General features: G+C 40.6%; 17 protein-coding genes and 1 other annotated feature. Of the genes, 6 read left to right on the forward strand and 11 right to left on the reverse strand.

Translation table 11 applies throughout. The annotated features are described in order from the left end of the window. Positions 1 to 35 precede the first annotated feature (35 nt). From MHI35_RS15985 to MHI35_RS15995, 3 genes are read left to right on the forward strand one after another with little or no spacing between them, the layout of a single operon-like run. Positions 36 to 1,019, forward strand: a complete 984-nt coding sequence (locus MHI35_RS15985) for a YncE family protein (protein ID WP_335349263.1) — start codon at positions 36 to 38, stop codon at positions 1,017 to 1,019. Then, positions 1,016 to 1,702, forward strand: a complete 687-nt coding sequence (locus MHI35_RS15990) for a response regulator transcription factor (protein WP_335349262.1) — start codon at positions 1,016 to 1,018, stop codon at positions 1,700 to 1,702. Before MHI35_RS15985 ends, MHI35_RS15990 begins: the two co-directional genes overlap by 4 nt. Further along, positions 1,699 to 3,114 (forward strand): HAMP domain-containing sensor histidine kinase, encoded by a 1,416-nt coding sequence (locus MHI35_RS15995; protein WP_211063626.1) that lies wholly within the window; start codon positions 1,699 to 1,701, stop codon positions 3,112 to 3,114. The genes MHI35_RS15990 and MHI35_RS15995 overlap by 4 nt, the downstream gene beginning before the upstream one ends. Before the next feature lie 175 nt (positions 3,115 to 3,289). Here MHI35_RS15995 and MHI35_RS16000 read toward each other — a convergent pair whose 3' ends face one another. Both MHI35_RS16000 and MHI35_RS16005 read right to left on the reverse strand, forming a co-directional pair. Beyond that, positions 3,290 to 4,639 carry an amino acid permease gene (locus MHI35_RS16000; RefSeq protein ID WP_144521775.1) on the reverse strand — a complete coding sequence of 450 codons (1,350 nt, stop codon included), beginning with the start codon at positions 4,637 to 4,639 and terminating at the stop codon, positions 3,290 to 3,292. Between the two features lie 75 nt (positions 4,640 to 4,714). Further along, positions 4,715 to 4,939 (reverse strand) — a binding site (T-box leader). A gap of 90 nt (positions 4,940 to 5,029) precedes the next feature. Next, positions 5,030 to 5,704 carry an NAD(P)H-dependent oxidoreductase gene (locus tag MHI35_RS16005; protein WP_144521773.1) on the reverse strand — a complete coding sequence of 225 codons (675 nt, stop codon included), beginning with the start codon at positions 5,702 to 5,704 and terminating at the stop codon, positions 5,030 to 5,032. Positions 5,705 to 5,932: 228 nt separating this feature from the next. On the opposite strand from MHI35_RS16005, the gene MHI35_RS16010 reads away from it, so the two are divergent. Then, positions 5,933 to 6,298, forward strand: a complete 366-nt coding sequence (locus tag MHI35_RS16010; protein ID WP_058013581.1) for a winged helix-turn-helix transcriptional regulator — start codon at positions 5,933 to 5,935, stop codon at positions 6,296 to 6,298. Between the two features lie 9 nt (positions 6,299 to 6,307). Here the strand turns inward: MHI35_RS16010 and MHI35_RS16015 are convergent, their stop codons facing one another. From MHI35_RS16015 to ctpB, 3 genes are all read right to left on the reverse strand, one after another. Further along, entirely contained in the window at positions 6,308 to 7,495 is a 1,188-nt protein-coding gene (locus tag MHI35_RS16015; RefSeq protein ID WP_335349261.1) for a PDZ domain-containing protein, read from the reverse strand. A 68-nt stretch (positions 7,496 to 7,563) separates the two neighbouring features. After that, positions 7,564 to 7,917: a swarming motility protein SwrAA gene (locus MHI35_RS16020; RefSeq protein WP_007500014.1), complete on the reverse strand. Its 354-nt coding sequence runs from the start codon at positions 7,915 to 7,917 to the stop codon at positions 7,564 to 7,566. Between the two features lie 344 nt (positions 7,918 to 8,261). Then, a complete protein-coding gene (gene ctpB, locus MHI35_RS16025; protein ID WP_144523395.1) occupies positions 8,262 to 9,710 on the reverse strand; it encodes a carboxy-terminal processing protease CtpB in 1,449 nt (482 codons plus the stop codon). 153 nt (positions 9,711 to 9,863) lie between these two features. Here ctpB and MHI35_RS16030 point away from each other — a divergent pair, with 153 nt between their 5' ends. After that, complete coding sequence (locus MHI35_RS16030) at positions 9,864 to 10,604, forward strand: sulfite exporter TauE/SafE family protein (RefSeq protein ID WP_003213751.1); 741 nt, start codon at positions 9,864 to 9,866, stop codon at positions 10,602 to 10,604. A gap of 50 nt (positions 10,605 to 10,654) precedes the next feature. On the opposite strand, the gene MHI35_RS16035 is transcribed toward MHI35_RS16030, so the two are convergent. The 5 genes from MHI35_RS16035 to MHI35_RS16055 all read right to left on the reverse strand — a co-directional run bounded on the left by MHI35_RS16035 (position 10,655) and on the right by MHI35_RS16055 (position 15,208). After that, positions 10,655 to 11,920 carry a murein hydrolase activator EnvC family protein gene (locus tag MHI35_RS16035; protein ID WP_335349260.1) on the reverse strand — a complete coding sequence of 422 codons (1,266 nt, stop codon included), beginning with the start codon at positions 11,918 to 11,920 and terminating at the stop codon, positions 10,655 to 10,657. A gap of 111 nt (positions 11,921 to 12,031) precedes the next feature. Beyond that, positions 12,032 to 12,922, reverse strand: a complete 891-nt coding sequence (gene ftsX, locus MHI35_RS16040; protein ID WP_012011409.1) for a permease-like cell division protein FtsX — start codon at positions 12,920 to 12,922, stop codon at positions 12,032 to 12,034. Continuing rightward, the gene (ftsE, locus tag MHI35_RS16045) at positions 12,915 to 13,601 is read right to left on the reverse strand and encodes a cell division ATP-binding protein FtsE (RefSeq protein WP_144523397.1); all 687 of its coding nucleotides are present in this window, start codon (positions 13,599 to 13,601) and stop codon (positions 12,915 to 12,917) included. Before ftsE ends, ftsX begins: the two co-directional genes overlap by 8 nt. Positions 13,602 to 13,981: 380 nt before the next feature. Beyond that, entirely contained in the window at positions 13,982 to 14,311 is a 330-nt protein-coding gene (gene cccB, locus MHI35_RS16050; RefSeq protein ID WP_012011412.1) for a cytochrome c551, read from the reverse strand. A 48-nt stretch (positions 14,312 to 14,359) separates the two neighbouring features. Then, positions 14,360 to 15,208, reverse strand: a complete 849-nt coding sequence (locus MHI35_RS16055) for a YitT family protein (protein ID WP_144523398.1) — start codon at positions 15,206 to 15,208, stop codon at positions 14,360 to 14,362. Between the two features lie 189 nt (positions 15,209 to 15,397). Between MHI35_RS16055 and MHI35_RS16060 the strand changes: the two genes are divergently transcribed. After that, positions 15,398 to 16,132, forward strand: a complete 735-nt coding sequence (locus MHI35_RS16060; protein WP_335349259.1) for an alpha/beta family hydrolase — start codon at positions 15,398 to 15,400, stop codon at positions 16,130 to 16,132. 16 nt (positions 16,133 to 16,148) lie between these two features. On the opposite strand, the gene MHI35_RS16065 is transcribed toward MHI35_RS16060, so the two are convergent. After that, positions 16,149 to 17,942, reverse strand: a complete 1,794-nt coding sequence (locus tag MHI35_RS16065; RefSeq protein WP_335349258.1) for a M3 family oligoendopeptidase — start codon at positions 17,940 to 17,942, stop codon at positions 16,149 to 16,151. Positions 17,943 to 17,960: the final 18 nt, after the last annotated feature.

Consider the following 17,960-nt stretch of genomic DNA (forward strand, 5'->3'; position numbering starts at 1 on the left):
CTTTTTGAAAATAGAGGACTCAAAGGAGCGGAAGAATGGCACATCTAAAATATGTTTTGATCTATTTATCAGCTCTATTGTTATTCCTGTCAGGCTGTGGAAAAGACCAGCAATTTACTCCACCTGGAAACTCTCAATCGATCGCGGTCATCTCTCAATTAAAAAAAGCCTCCTTTTCAATCGTTGATTTACAAAAGAATAAAATGATCTCTTCCGTTGATTTAAAACATCCGCTCACTGATCTTATCCAAATCAACAAAGACGTCATCATCGCAACTAGTAAAGAAGGAGAATCGCTGATTGAAATTAATTTAAAAAAAGGTACAGCAACAGATTATATGGATGTGAGTAAAGGACTGACTTCCCTTACATATGATGCAGTTTCTCACACCTTAATTGCAGCGGATTCACAGAAAAATGTCGTTTATTTTATTGATACGCAGCGTAAAAACATAAAAGCAACTGTGAAGACCGGAAAGTTACCTTCTTCTATGACACTTTCTCCGGCAGGTACTTTATTTGTATTAAATGCAGAAAGCCATACTGTCTCTGTTATAGATATTGAGAAGGAAAAACTTATACGTACGTTCTCTGTACTTGAACGACCATCTGGTATTCATTTTGATGGACAGTCCATTTGGATTGGTGGTCACGGAAAGCCAGGCACTTTAAATAAGAGCATTTTTGCTTACGACCCTCAAACAGGTAAAAAGCAACGAGAACTAAAACTAGGTGTTATGCCTGTTGCCTTCTTCTCAGAGAAAAATTCTTCTACTTTATATGTACTTTGTCATGGAGATCATACGCTATACAAAGTAGATACAGAGAAGAATAAGCAGCTTGCTTCTGTTGAGACTGGTCAAAATCCTAATTATATTAACGCTGATACCACATCAATATATGTGAGTAACTTAGATGACAATTCAGTATCAATTATCGATAAACATACATTCATGATGAAAAATCGACTGAATGTCCCATCAGGACCCTATGCTATCGTGTTGGAGGAAAAGAAATGAAAGAACAAATGCATATATTAATCGTAGACGATGAGTTAGATATGCTTGAGCTAATCGGAGCCTTCTTAAGAAGACAAGGCTTTCACATTATCACAGCTAATAATGGAATGGAGGCCTTACGTCAGCTTGAAAAGGAACCCGTTGATCTTGTTGTACTTGATATCATGATGCCTGATATGGATGGATTTGAAGTCTGCCAACGTATTCGGCAAACATCTCAAATCCCCATCTTATTCTTAACAGCTAGAAGTTATGAGGAGGATCGAATTAGGGGCCTAGAAATTGGTGCGGATGACTACATCATGAAGCCTTTCAGTCTACGTGAGCTTGCAGCAAGAATTGAAACAACTTTGAGACGAATTAGAGGTCTTTCGCTAAAGCGCAGCCGCATACAGTTTGGTGACATGGAGATCGATCAGGATGGTAGACAAGTTTATATCCTTCAGGAGCCCATTAATTTAACTAGAAGAGAATTTGATTTACTCATGTTTCTTTTACTCAATCAAGGCCAAGTGTTTTCACGAGAACAGCTCTATCAAAAATTGTGGGAATCACATTCTACGAGCGGCTCTTTACGAACAGTCGATACACATATCAAAACGCTAAGACTGAAATTAAAGGGAGCAGAACGGCATATTAAAACCGTTTGGGGTGTCGGCTATAAGTTTGAGGAGGAAGAATGAAACCTTTATCGATTAAAAAGAAAGTGCTCTTCTTGATCCTTGTAGTGACCGGAATCGTTGCTGCCTCAGCTCTTGCCCTCACCTATTATTTATACCAGCACTTATATGTTGATAAGCAGATTGATTCCTTAAGTTTACAAGGTAAGAAGCTGGCACAAATCTACCATCAACACGGGAAGGATACGTATTTTACCGATAGAGTAAAATGGGCTAACGATTCGAGTCAGGTAAACATTATTTTTACAGATGATCCAATGGAGCTTTCAAGTGGTCTTCCTTTTGATACGAACACGAATGATAATCTCATCACATTCAAAGAACGCCAAAAGCTCCTTCAAGGGGAAACCATCGTGTTGATTAGAGAACACTCACAGTTTCATCAAGATATTCTTGGCATCGCCATCCCTGTTTTCTCAAGCAAAGATGAACTATCGGGGACAATTTTTCTATCCATGCCCTTATCGGATGTATATGAACCTTTTGTCCAAATCAGATTGACACTTGGCATATCTATTTTATTAATCCTGCTCCTGATTTTCTTTATCGGATATAAAAGCTCCAATCAAATCGTGCGGACAATTAATCAAATGAAAGAAATTGCGTTGGAAATGGAGTCTGGTGATTTTTCAAAACGGATGGCTGTGACCAAAAACGGAGATGAGTTAAACCAGCTGAGCCGCTCTTTTAACAAACTGTCTTCTACCCTTGAAAAAGTTGAGCAGCACCGCAGGGAATTTCTTGCGAATGTCTCCCACGAACTTCGAACTCCCCTAAGTTATATGAAAGGATATGCTGAAGGTATTGAAGAAGGGATCATTGATCAAAAAAAAGGAATGCACATCATACAGGATGAGGCTGCACGTTTAAGCCGACTTGTGCATGATCTTTTAGACCTTGCACAGCTAGAAGGAGATTCCTATCCACTCAAGATGGAGCCAATTGTCTTTGCTCAGCTAATTCATGACGTTCTTGATCAAATGGCATTTATCGTCAATCAAAAGGGTATTTATCTGAAACGGACACTTGATGAGGATTGTATTGTGTATGGCGATAGCGATCGGCTGCAACAAGTGGTTCGAAATTTACTGGATAATGCCATTCATTACACTCCCTCTGGAAAATCGGTCTCGATTGAATTACTAGTTCACCAACACATAGCCGAATTGCGAGTGACAGATGAGGGCAACGGCATTCCAAAAGAAGACCTCCCACATGTTTCTGAGCGATTTTACCGAGTAAATAAGGCGCGTACAAGAAAAAATGGTGGCTCAGGCCTTGGACTAGCCATTGTCTATCAAATCATGAAAAAACATCATGGCACGTTTAATATTCAATCTGAGCCAGGATGCGGTACGACAGCTATCATTCAGCTGCCAAATACTCCAATCGATGAAGACCTGCTAACCAATTAGATTTTGTAGGTAGAGTCATTCATTTAATCCATATATACGCATCAGTCGCCTAAATTTGAACAGCTATTTTTATGCATCTTCTTTCAAAAGGAGATTCTGTTACTTTCGTTCAAACAATAAAACTTCATTAAAAAAGCGTGCCTGAACTTCTTCAAAAGTTCTGCACGCTTTTAAATTAATCAACTGTTTCAAACCTTTTTCTATTAATAAAGAAAGAAAGCGTAATGATTAAATAAATGCCCATTGTAACCATAGTTTGGACAATTGGTGTATTTAAAACAACGCCTACAAAAATGGCCATGATCGCAATGACGGAAAACCACGTTGTGAAAGGATACAGCTTCACGCGATATCCGCCTGGCTGTGCGACGCTTCGAGATTTCAAATGCCCGACGGCAATGATAAACCAGATGAATAGAACTGTGTAACTTAAAGAGCCCATCAAGTAATTAAACGTTTGACTACCCACAAAAAGAGAAATCAATACCGCTGCATACAAGGTTGATGTACAGACAAGGATCGCTCGAACAGGCACTTGTTGTTTTGACAGTTTAGAGAATCCTTTCCATACACGGCCATCCATTGCCTGTGTAAATAGTACCCTTGAAGAAGCATACAGACCAGAGTTCATAGAAGACAAGATCGCTAATAAAATAATCCCGTTCATGATATCACTTGCATATGGCACACCAATCGTTGCAAACACCGTGACGAATGGGCTCACTTGTTCATTGTTTACTTGATTCCAAGGAATTAAGCTGACGATGATGAAGAACGGAAGTACATAAAAACCGATGATTCGTACAAATGTACTTTGAATGGCCTTCGGGATAACTTTTTCAGGGTTTTTCGTTTCTGCTAATGTGACCCCAATCATTTCAGTTCCGCCATATGAATACACAACAACTAGCATTGCCGCAATTAAGCCGCCCGTTCCATTCGGGAAAAATCCTCCGTGGTCGGTTAAGTTGGATAACCCTGGTGCTGCATGCTGTCCGAATGAGACAAACAGCATCGTTAACCCAATGATAATAAATAAAAGAATGACAGCAATTTTAATAGAGGCTAACCAGTACTCTGTCTCAGCAAACATTTTGACTGAACAAACATTGATCAATGTCACAACAAGTGAAATGATTAACACAAGTGTCCAAATTGGTACTTGTGGGAACCAGTACTGAATAAAGATGGCAGACACGATCGCTTCTGCTGCAATGTTTAACACCCACATTTTCCAATAGATCCAATCTAAGAAATAGGCGGGGTATTTGCCCAACACAGGTTCAATTAAATCACGGAATGTTCTAGCGCCAGGTCGTGCAACTGTCATCTCGGCAAGTCCTTGCATAATAAATAATAGAATAAGACCACCAATCATATATGCCAAAATGACAGCAGGACCTGCGATATCAATGGCAGAACTGCTTCCTTTAAACAGACCAGCACCGATGGCACCGCCAAGTGCGAGCATCATGATATGCCTTGACGTCATTGTTCGTTTTAACTGCACATGTTCCTTTTCCATTTTCTATAGCTCCTTTAAATTTGAATCTTCAGACAAATATAAGATAAAAGCATATAAAAAGGCCAGTCATCTCCTTGAAGAGACGACTGACCTTGCAACCGCGTTACCACTCTTATTGACTCAGACATAGCTGAATCCAACTTGAAACCCGATAACGGAGGTCACACGTAAAGACTTACTATTCATTCAGTCTTGCCGCTCCTTGAGCGAGTTCAATGATTCGTTTTACTGCGTTGCACCACCCCGCAGCTCTCTTAGAAAACGGATATTCATTTACTATTCTCAAGTCAAAGCGTTTTATAGTCAATTTGTCTATTTATCAAAGATTTTATTTTTTAAATATACTGACTAACCACGCAATTGTCAACAGCCTTTTTCAGACATTTCCTTTTAACGAATCCAAACGGCTACTTGATCCATCGGACGACGCGTTTTGCCGCGCTTTGGCTCAATGACGCGATACCCAAAGGCAGCCATAACAGAGATGTCGTACTGACCATCTTCGAGTAATCCTTCCTCCTCAAGCATACGATGAATTTCGTCGTAGCTGAATCCCTCAATAGGGCATGAATCAATGCCAATTTGTGCTGCGGCCGTCATCATATTACCGAGGGCAATATACGTTTGTTTAGAAGCCCAATCAAAGAGCGTACGGTCAGTTTCCATCAAATGAAGATCATTCTCTTGGAATTGTTTGTAGCGTCCTTTTACCATCTCAAACGTTTCGTCTGTCATTCCCTTGATTTCTTTGTTGATGTACTCAGCATATGGTGAATCATAGCGGGCGTCTGTTCTTGCCAAAATGATCACAAAATGGCTGGCAGTTGGCAGCTGCTTTTGCGCACCCCATGTATATTCTTTTAATTTCTCTCTAAATGATTCATTTTGAACGACGAGGAACTTCCAAGGCTCAAATCCTACTGAGCTTGGGGAAAGTCTTCCTGTCTCTAAAATGAACGCAAAATCATCTTCTGGAATCTTTTTCGTCGGGTCAAACTCTTTTGTCGCATGACGGAATTCATACGCCTCAATGATTTCTTTTTTTAATTGCTCTTTGTCTCGCATGGTATTCATCCTTTCAATGAACGATTAGGGTGTGAAGTTTCACCAATCCAATTTCTTTCCATTCTCATATAGAAATTGTTATGATAAGAAAACAAACAACCCGAATGTGTGATGTGATAACTCTATGGTAAAAGAAAAGCTTCCCATGATTCAAGTACGCACATTTTTGTTCGTTAGGTACAATCATGTTCGTTTATCACCCATTTCGCCTTAGAAAGGAGTGTAAAGATGAGTGCACCATCCAATCCAGTCAGTATTGTCAATCATGGCTGTCCCGTTTCAACCACCTCGAGTGTAATAGGAGGAAAATGGAAAGGAGTGATCCTTTATCATTTGACTTGCGGTCCTAAACGATACAATGAATTACGCCGGCTCCTGCCAAGAATTTCTCAGCGTGTTCTTACACTGCAATTGCGCGAACTAGAACAAGACGGCATTGTTCACAGAGAAGTCTATGAGGAGGTCCCCCCTCGTGTCGAGTATTCACTCACTTCTCTAGGAGATACGTTAAAGCCTATCATCTTCGCTATGCGTGAATGGGGCGAATCCTATGGAAAAGAAGCGCGCCCAAAAGAAAAAAGCTGCCATCTCTAGCAGCTTTTTTTATGATGAAATCGCCGTTGATTCTTGCTGTGGATCATCCTTCACAAACAGGATGCCAAGCTGATGATGCTCCCCTTCGTAAGAAGCGCGTTTCTCAAACCTTGTCTGACCATTCAAGCCAATGATCTCAAGCTTTGTCAGAGCACGATTGGTTTGAAGGGCTTCGTAAAATTCCGAAACGGTTTTGACTTCTATTCCATTCACCTTTGTAATGACTTCTCCGATCTCAAGCTTTAAATCAGCTGCAGGTGTATTCGGAATGATTCCGAGCACCATTAGCCCTTGATTACGTTTAGAGAAGTAGAATGGAGCCGCATTGTCGTTGACTCTCTGTTTCCATGAAAGGAAAGCTCTTCCGGCAATCGCTATGAATACAGCTCCCCATACAATCGGCTCAAACCAAATACTTGCAGCACCTAGTAAAGCAACCGCGAGTCCAAGCATGAGAATACGCCGTGCTGTAATTTGAATGCTGACAATTGGCAGTGATCCTTGAATCCGCTGCCCAAAACCGATAATGTATGGAATCAAAATAAATGAAAAGCTTTGATCGTGCACTTGAAGCACCGGCCACCATGGCAGAGAAGAAGTAAATTCACCTGCCGGTATCAGCAAAACAAGCGGTAAAAGCCATAGACGGTTTGCCCGCTGCTGGCCAATCAAAAGTCCTCTCGCACTCATCACCATTGCAGGCGATGTTCGTAAATGTGCCGTTCGATAGGCTAGAATCCCCTCGGTCATTAATAAAAGACCTAGCAAAATAACAACGGCTGATGCATTCATCATTGAGAGCTGCGGCAGCCATGAATGGCTCACTTGGAAATACAACAGTCCAAGCGCCACAATAAAACTGAAACCGAGTGTGTATGCAGACGAAAGCGCACTCGCCTTAAAGAATAAAGAGCAAACGATGGTCATCGCTGCAATCAGCACGATGAATCCAGTCGGGAGGGCGATCCCTAAGCCTACTGAAATAATCGATAGGCAAATTCCTAGAATCCATCCTTTTGAATATGTAAATTTAAGTTCATCGTATACATCTTCTATTCTCGTTTGAAACGCTTTTCTCTCCCGCTTTACGCGGATGTAGCCATGTAACAGGCTGATTAATATCATGAAATAAAAAAGAGGGTGGATTAAAAACAGACCGACCGCTTTTAATCCAGCTCCCATCCACTCCGAGCTCATTATCGTTCACCGCCCAAGTCAAGCATTTTCTCTTATTCTATCAAATAAATCGATGCTTGACACCAGGTTTATTTCTCCTGATTCATCCAAAGTGTGACATTCGACAGTGAAAAATCTTTTAAGTAGTGATTGACATCTACATCTAGTATGCCGCCGAGCAGCTGCATCGATCTCTTGATGTCGGTTAAGTTTATACCAAGTCTCTTATGATTATCCATTAAATAATTGAAGTATATCTCAGCACAGTCTTCATCGATTTCGTCGACTGATTCTACCGTTGTGTAATTGACCAAGTACCTGCTTAACAGCATGAGCAGACTTAATGCCTTTGTAGCGGAAAACGTCACATCTTTCGTACGACTCTTAAGCTCCTCTACCAACTCGTAATATTTTTTCTCTCTCACAATACTTGCCCTTTTCAATTGTGTACCCCCATTTACTAGTTCTTTTAAGAAAAGCGCAAACCTCGGTACAGCTTAATGCTCAAGCTGAATATCCGCAAAAAATAAAATATTTAAAATGAGTGCTACTTTATATTGTAAGAATTATTTATGTAACATACAACTTTCAAAAGTTTCATTTTCATGACATGTTTAAATCAACAGAAAGTCTCTTATATAAATATGTTATCGGGTAAAATCGAAGGAATGTTATGTTTTTTGTAAAATAAATGAACATATTTCTCGATATAATTTATTTTTAAGAAGAAACTATTACATTTTTGTGACACTTATGAACCAAAAAAAAGAGGCAATTATTCGCCTCTTTATTTTTTAAGATATAGTGCTTTTAGTGCAGTTTGCAGTTGAAGGTCATTTTTTTCATAGGATTTCACTTCATCCACCATTTTGTTCATCATTTTCGCTGTCTTCAGATCAATTACACCTGATTTATCGAGATTGTATGTGCTTTGGAAGGCTAATACCGCCTTTTTCGTTTCTTCATCAAAGTAACCGTCTACTCTGCCGGGGTCGAATGACAATCCCTTTAATAGCGTCTGTGCTTGTCTCACTTCTTCATTGTTCATATCGAGCTGAAGTGGTTCTTTCAATTGAAGCGGTCCTACAGTAAAGTAATCTGGCTGATGAATCGCAATCGTTGGTACGACACCTTTTTTGTGAATCCAATTCCCTTTTGGCGTGAGCCATTTATACAACGTTAATTTAATGTTACTGCCGTCACCCATTGGAACCGCCTGCTGCACAGTGCCTTTCCCGAATGAGACATCACCGACGACTTCATATTTTCCGGCTTCTTTCATCGCACCAGCTAGTATTTCAGAAGCGGATGCACTCCCTTTATCAATTAAGACATTAACTGGGTAAGGCTTCTGTTCCTTCCGCTTTGAAAAATATCGTTTCCTGTCGCCGTTCCGCTCTGCAATTTGAATATAAGGGTGATCCTTTGTAATAAAGTGCTTCAAAATATCTTCTACACTTTGCAGATAGCCGCCAGGGTTTCCTCTTACATCAAGCACAAGACCCTCTATGCCCTTTTTCTCGAGTTGTTTCAGGCTTGACGTGAAATCCTTCGCAGTATCTTCTGAAAAGCTTGAGATCGCGATATAGCCTGTTTTATGACCATTTACTTCTTTCACAGAGGAAGTCACGGTTTCAAGTGGGATTTCTTCTCGTTTGATTTGGAACGTTAACTCTTTTTCAATCCCATTTCGTCTTATTTTCAGAGCGACGGATGTTCCTTTTTTTCCTCTTATTTTCAGTACAGCATCGTTTAGGCTTTTTTCTTTCATCGACTCACCATCAATGCTGATGATTTCATCTTTCGGCTTTAAACCTGCTTTTGCCGCAGGGGATTTTTTAAAGGCAGAGACGATAATGATCTTTCCTTCATCCATCCCCACTTCTGCCCCAATTCCCTCAAAAGAAGAATCAAGCGAATCAGAAAATTGCTTGGCCGTTTGCTTGTCCATGTATACTGAATACGGATCATTTAAAGTTGACAGCATTCCTTGAATGGCACCTTCAAGCAGCTTTTGGCGATCCACTTCCTCTACATATTCATTCGAAATAAGGTCATAGGCTTTTTCAATTTTCTCCATGCCATTCTCTTTCGCCTTATCACTTGATTGAGCTTGTCCAGCCACTGCAGCAGCTACTTGCGGAGACTCCGCATGAGTTCCCTCTTTATGCGTCATCACCCCTGCACTAATTAGTAGAACGACACTTGCCATAATAGATGCAATTTGTTTTTTCATATTTGGCCTCCTTCTTCAACTCTTCCTGATGACCTGAGTTATTATATGCCAGAAGAAGGGATTTCATGTAAAGACATTCTGCCGCGAAGGCTTGACTAATTATTTTATTAGGTGTAATTTTTATTTTGTTATGATCGAGAAGGAGTCTTCGCTATGTATATTATATTGACGATGCTATTATTAGGAATTTTATTAGGATTTGTAGGAGCAGGCGGGGCTGGTTTTGTCATCGCATTGCTTACGTTAATTTTTGATATCCCTATCCATACCGCACTTGGGACGTCTTTAGCCGCAATGGCATTTACGACGCTATCAGGTGCATACAGTCACTACCGGGAAGGGAATATTCAGCTGAAATCTGGTTTGATTGTCGGTGCTTTGGCTTGTGTGGCTTCCTTTGCAGGAGCTAAGATTGCCCCTTTTATTCCAGAAGGAAATCTGCACTATTTAACAGCCGGCATGCTCTTTTTATCCGCTGTGTTTATGATGATCAAATTATTTGTTCTGAAGGAAGAAGCTGAGCAGCAGCCGCTTTCTTCACGTCAACTGCTCATAAGGGGTATTATTTTAGGACTTGTATCCGGATTGCTGTCAGGTATGTTTGGTATCGGGTCCGCACCATTTATCCAAGTAGGACTTTTGATTTTACTGAGACTATCCATTCGACAGGCAGTTGGCACAACGATGCTTGTCATTATTCCGATTTCCATCGGTGGTGGAATTGGATATATTACAGAGGGTTATGTTGATTTTATCTTGCTGATTCAAATTTTAATCGGAACAGTATTAGGCGCATATATTGGCGCAAAATTTACTCGCCTTGCACCGAAGCTCTTATTGAAATCAGCTGTACTGTTAACACCTATTATTGCCGGTTTACTGCTGTTATTTTAATGTTATTTAGAATAAGAAAAGCCGATAACATGATGTTATCGGCTTTTTGTTTAGCGGATATATTGCGCTGGATTGACTGCATTTGATTTTGCGCCATTCCATAATCCTTTATGAATTTCAAAATGGAGATGCTGACCATGTGACTGGCCCGTATTCCCCATATAACCAAGGAATTGTCCTTGTTCGACTCTCTGCCCTGTGGACACACTTCTTGTAGATAGGTGGGCATATACCGTTTGATACGTCTGGCCATTGATATTATGCGTAATGAATATCACATTTCCGTAGCTCGATGAGTAGCTTGAGTTCGTGACTGTTCCAGATGCAGCTGCGACGACAGATACTGTGCCTTTTGCTGCAATATCTAATCCGAAATGATTCCCGCCAGAACGTCCGCCAAAGCCAGATGAGAAGCGTCCAGCCGCCGGTTTAATAAAACCTGAGCTGCTTGCTGGTGTATCAGATACTTGATCTGATCCGCCACTTTGAGGTGCAGGTGCACTTTTTTCAGCAGCTGCTTGTTCTGCTTTCTTCGCTTCTTCCTTTTGGCGACGTGCTTCCTCAGACTTCACAGCCGCTTTTTGGTTTGTTAGAATTTCTTGTTCATTTTCAAGTTTGCCTAATTCATCATGGGCATGGTTCTTTTTATCTGTTACATCCCCTAAGATTTTCTCTTTTTCTTTTTGCTGTTTAGACAAATCCTTTTTCAACTCTTCTAGCTCTTTCAGAGATGTTTCAAGTCCACTTAGCTGATTATTTAGCTCTGCTTCTTTTTGCTCCACCAGCTTTAAATCATTTTCATGTTCTGTAATCATGTCTTTGTCTGCTTCGACAATGGTTGTGACAGCTCCAACACGACCGACAAAATCACTAAAGCTGCGAGCACCCAGCAGCACATCTAAATAGTTAATCGTACCGCCGCTTTTTTGCATCGAACGAATTCGATCTTTGAAAATAGCTTTTCTTTTTTCAATTCGATCATTGATGACTTGAATGTCTTTTTTTAGTTTCTTGATCTCTTGCTTCGTTTGTTTGACTTCTTTTTCTTTTTCTGCGACTTTTTCAGTTGCTGCACTTACTTTGTGGTCAATCTTTTCAATTTCTTTTTTGAGCTTTGATTCTTTCTTTTCAAGCTTAGCCAGCTCTGATTTCTTTTTCTTCAAAGATGATTCAGTCTTTGATGTTTTCTCTTCGATTTGTTGACGTTTTTGATCTAGGTCTTCGTATGCGAATGCACGATTCTCGTTCCCTGGAATATATAGCCACGTTGTTCCAATAAACGCTGCCATTCCAGCCATCATCAGCTTTCTTTTCAAAACGATATTCCCCTCCTATGACAACTATCGACATGAAGAGTCGACCGGATGAATCGGTTCAACCGGTCACACCTTCTATCTAATTCTCGAGTGCTGCCATCAAAAATAGATTTATACTTTTAAGAATTTACGGATAGACGTCAAGCTTCCCCATACACCAATAATTGCACCGATTAAAAGAAGGACCAGTGACACTTGATAAACAAACGGGTTATATGGAAGCATGGAAATAAATGAGCCTTGTACTCTCGGTGCCACCCAGCCCACTGCATATTGATATGTGCCAAGTAATAAAGCAATCGGTATAATGGAACCAAATACACCAAGCAGTAATCCTTCAATAAAGAATGGCCAGCGGATAAACCAGTTCGTTGCACCTACAAGCTTCATAATCTCGATTTCTTTACGTCTAGCAAAAATCGTAATTTTGATCGTATTTGAGATCAAGAACATGGCTGTAAATAAAAGCCCAATAATAAGCGCAATCCCTACATTCCGCGCTACTCCGACCACATTAAAGAGTCGGCTGACTTCTTCTTTACCGTAGGTTACTTTATACGTACCTTTTAGGTTTTCTAATTTTTTCGCTACTTTTGGTGTATCGTGTGGATCTGATGTTTTCACAATAAACGCATCGTTTAATGGGTTTTCTTGATCAACAAGTCCCATGGATTGTCCATTTTCGCCAAAGCTTTTAATCAGTGCTTTGAGTTCATCATCCTTGGATGAGTATTTCACATCACTGATTTCAGGAATCTTCTCAATTTCTGCTTTTAATTCATCCTGTTGCTTTTGATTCGCGGTTAAATCGATCAGAACTTTTACTTCTACTTCTTTCTCAGCGTTCGATGCCATGTTATTCAAGTTGAGCATAATGACAAGAAAAACCCCAACTAAAATCAATGTGACAGTGACCGCACTAATTGATGCAAATGTCATCCACGTGTTTCTTCCAAGTGAACGGAAGCTCTCACGTAAATGCCGCGAGAGAGTTTTAATCATAAATGCCGTACTCCCCTCTTGCTTCGTCACGTACAATCATTCCATCTTCGATTGCGATGACGCGTTTCTTCATGCTGTTTACAATCTCTTTGTTATGTGTCGCCATGACGACTGTTGTTCCTCGGTTATTAATCTCTTCGAGTGTCTTCATGATTTCCCAAGATGTGTCTGGATCAAGGTTTCCTGTCGGCTCATCCGCAATGACTACCTCAGGACTATTCACGATCGAGCGAGCGATCGATACACGCTGCTGTTCACCGCCAGACAGCTGGTCAGGAAATTGTCGTGCTTTGTGCTTGAGTTGTACCAAATCAAGTACATCCAGCACTTTTTTCTTAATAATTTGAGGCTGTTCCCCAATGACTTCAAGAGCAAATGCCACGTTCTCAAACACCGTGAGGGTTGGAAGTAGTTTGAAATCTTGGAATACTACGCCAATTTCTCTTCTTAAGTAAGGTATTTCTTTTTCCTTAATAGAGCCTAAATCTTTGTTATTAATTAAGATTTTCCCTTTGGTTGGCTTCTCTTCACGATACATCATTTTGATGAAAGTGGATTTACCAGCACCACTGGGACCAACAACATACACAAACTCTCCTGGGTGGATAGAGACATTGATTCCATTGATCGCCTTTACACCGTTAGGATAGATCTTGTAGACTTCCTTCATTTCAATCATGTAATCACCTAATCTTTTCTTATTGCTGACTAACAGCTTATCATGATGTTTTGACAGTAATCGTCAAAACACGTTATGTATGGTCACGCACATACCCTTCGATACGTACAAGCAATTTATGTCCTTTTCATCCAAAAAGATGAAAAAATTGAATCGTCTAAATTTCAACAACTCCAATTATACGTCATGATTCGACGCAATGGTATTACATTTATATTTCAAAACTTATAGTTAAAAGGTAAAAAGGACATTCAAAACCGAAAAACATGTCTTTTTACCCTTATTTTTTAAATAAAATTTAATATAATGCGTTTTCATACTATTCAAAAGTCTTTTTCTACATATAAAAATAAAAAAACCTTGTCGATTAGACAAAGGTTTTATTTTTTCTCTGCAAGCCATTTAGCTACTTCTTTCGCTTGCTTCTCATCTACCATTCCGCTTGGCATAGAGCCTTTACCATTGTGTGCAATATCTGCAATTTGGCTTTCATTGTATTTTTTCCCTACTTCTTTCAGGCTTGGTCCGCCTCCGCCAGATAGGTCTTTCCCATGACAGCCAATACAGTTTTGCTGATAAATTTCCTCACCACTGCTCACGTTTGAGGCGCTCTTGCTGCCTTCTTTGTCACTGCTGCTTGAATTTCCTCCACAAGCCGCCAGCACAAGCAGCATCGCTGCAAACAACATCGTTAATCCGCTTTTTTTCATCTTATTCCCTCCCTTACAATCATTTGGTCATCGCTATTATATCCTTGTTTACGCCCTTTTAAAACCCTCACCAAGTACCTCTTTTGCATCCATTACGATGACAAATGCTGATGCATCGATTGCTTTCACCACTTGTTTCAACTTTGTGAATTGTGACTGCCCAACGACACACATAAGAATTGGACGGTCATGGTCAGTATATCCTCCGACGGCTGAAATCTTTGTGACACCACGGTCAATTTGATCAAATACTGCCTGTCTGACTTCATCCTCATGCCCTGTAATGATCATCGCCATTTTCGAATGACTGAAGCCGGCCTGTACGACATCAATCGTTTTACTTGAAATAAACACACCAATGACAGCGTACAGCCCCTCTTCAATCCCAAAAACAGTCATCGCAGCCAGTACAATGAGGCCATCCATCATCGCTAAACAAGTGCCAAGCGTGAGGCCTGTATATTTATTGATGATTTTGGCAGCGAGCGCCGTTCCACCTGTTGACCCATTTCCAAGGAACACAAGTCCTATACCGATCCCAATCACCACTCCGCCAAAAATGGCTGCTAAGAGCGCTTCATGTGTCACAGGTGAAATATTCCTTGTAACAAACACCATCAAAGGTAAAAAAATAGAGCCAACGAGCGTTTTCACGCCAAATGTACCGCCTAATAAATAAAAACCAGCGATAAACAGTGGAATATTGAGCCCCCACTGCACATATGCTGCCTCAAAGCCGAATGACTGCATAATCGTACTAATACCGCTCACACCACCTGCGGCAATCTGATTCGGTAATAATAACGTATTAAATCCAATCGCCACAATGGCGGATCCAATTAAAATGAACAAGTAATTTTTCGTTTCAATCCATAATTGTGAATGTCCCTGCTTCATGTCTTTCTTCCTCCGTTACTTCTGAATGCACACCTATTTTAAGCCCTCCTATTACGAATGTAAATAACAGCCAAATGCAGTGCTAATGGATTAATACTTTATCACACAAACGGGTCAGCGTACTTGCCGTTTGGCATAGGAGTAAATGATGGTATATTTAATATGTACATGAGAAAGAAGGGACATGCGATGAAGAAAATACTGAAAATCATAGGCATTACATTACTTGCACTGATCATTTTGGCTTTTGGTGCTTTCTATACATGGAGCCGCTTTACATACGGACCATCTGCCGCATTAAAAAAGCAAGTGAACATCGAGCAAGTAGAACATAAAAACGATGTATATACATTTGCATCAACAAAAAGCGATACGGGCATCATTCTCTATCCAGGAGCCAAGGTAGAACCACTTTCGTACGCCTATATTGGGAATGAATTGATGAAAAAAGGCTATTCAGTCTTTATCCCTGACATGCCTTTTTCGTTTGCGATTTTCCATACAAATAAAGCACAAGATATCATGAAAGATCATCAAATGATCAAACACTGGTATATTGGCGGACATTCACTTGGCGGGGCAGCTGCCGCTATGTTTGCAGAAAAAAATCAGAGCAAGCTCGACGGTCTTTTTTTCCTTGCGTCTTATCCAGCATCAGATGACCTGACATCATCGTCCTTGAACGTCCTCTCTATATCAGGTGAAAAGGACGGACTTGCGACGCAAGAGAAAATCAAGAAATCGAAAACAAATTTGCCATCTCAAACCGTTTATCATGAAATAAAAGGCGGGAACCATGCTCAGTTTGGCATGTACGGTAAACAAAAAGGTGATCAACCAGCGGACATTCCAGCCCTTACACAGCAAAAGGAGATCATTCAGACGATGCTTGAATGGCTAAAACCAGCAAAAAAGCTCCCGTAATGGGAGCTTTTCATTTTTACTTTTTCGTCGCTTCTAAAAACTCTTCAGCGTCTGCTACAGCCAGGCTAATGGCTTCCTCCCAAAAATCTTTTTGGGTAAGATCGACACCTAAGTGCTTAAAGGCCAAATCTTCTACTGTCATTGAAGCTGTATCCTTTAATAATGCAATGTACTTTTCTTCAAACGAAGTACCAGCCTGCAAGGCTTTTGCATAAATTCCTAGTGAGAACATGTAACCAAATGTGTATGGGAAATTATAAAACGGTACACCCGTGATATGGAAATGCAGTTTAGACGCCCAGAAATGAGGATGGTATTCATCTAATGAGTCGCCAAAGGCCTCTTTCTGCGCTTCTACCATCAGCTCATTCAAACGGTCCGCCGGCACTTCTCCTTGTTTACGCTCTTCATAAAAGCGCTGTTCAAATAAGAAACGAGATTGAATGTTCATAAAAAATGCGACGCTCCGCTGCAGCTTATCCTCTAACAAGCTGAGGCGCTCCTCTTCGTTTTCCGCTTCTTTTAATGAAGCATCAGCCACAATCATTTCTGCGAACGTCGAGGCCGTTTCAGCGACATTCATCGCATATTTGCGATTCAGAATGCGAACATCCTGCATCACTTCCTGATGGAACGAATGACCAAGCTCATGCGCGAGTGTCGCCACGTTGGATGGACTTCCTGAGAAGGTCATAAAAATGCGAGACTCTCCGCTGTCAGGGAAATTTGTACAAAAACCGCCTACTCGTTTGTTCGGGCGATCCTCAGCTTCTACCCAGCGCTCATTAAAAGCTTTTTCTGTAAAGGCAGCAAGTTCTTCTCCAAATCCAGCGAAATGCTTCACAATAAAAGCAGCTGCTTCCTGGTACGGATAGATCTTGGTTTCACTGCCAATAGGAGCCCCAACATCAAACCAGCTTAGCTTATCCACTCCAAGCATGTCAGCCTTTCGATGTAAGTAATCAATAAATGGCTGTTTATGCTCATCAATCACAGACCACATGGCATCAAGGGTCTCTTGTTTCATCCGACAAATATCAAGCGGCTCTTTTAAAATATGATCCCAGCCTCGTGCTTCATATACTTGCAAACGAAAACCTGCCAAATGATTGAGCGTGCTTGCAAATAGATGTTCGTCCTGCGTCCATGCATGCTCTAGGTTATGGTAAACAGCCTTTCTGACTTCACGGTCTGAATCATCCATCGCATTTTCCGCTTGGCCAACAGAGATCATCTGCGTTTCACCATGTTGTTCAAATGGAATCGTAATTTTATTTACTAAGCTAGAATAAAGCTCATCCCACGCATGGTAGCCATCAACCGCTAGCTTTTGAATCAATGTTTCTTGTTCAACAGGCAATTGATCCTTCACTCGGTCTCTTCGTTCATTTAATATGTAGCGAACATCTGAAAAGGCATCTGAACTCATGAGATCTTCCCATTTTTCAGGAGAGATGGCAGCAAGCGCCTGATCAAACAGCGTAAGTATGGTACCTAATTCAGCTTCTAACTTAGCAATCGTGCCTCGAAGACTGCCAGCCTTCATATCCTTTGTATTTTGCGATTGGAGACAGGATACAAATGAACCTGCTTGAGACAGTTTTTTATATGTGGTTTCATACGTGTCAAGGACAGACGTTAACCTAGTTTCAATGTGTGTATCTTCTTTTGAAAAGGCATCGGCCTTTTGTCGTAATTCATCTAATAGCTGCTCAATGTGTTGCAAATATGTTTTAAATTCTGGTGAAGAACTGCCTCCTTTAAAAAAGGCATCTAAATCCCACGTCTCTTGTAATGTTGTTAATCCCAAAATATTTCCCCCTTTATT

The organism is Bacillus sp. FSL K6-3459, from assembly GCF_038003305.1.
Lineage (GTDB): Bacteria > Bacillota > Bacilli > Bacillales > Bacillaceae > Bacillus > Bacillus pumilus_O.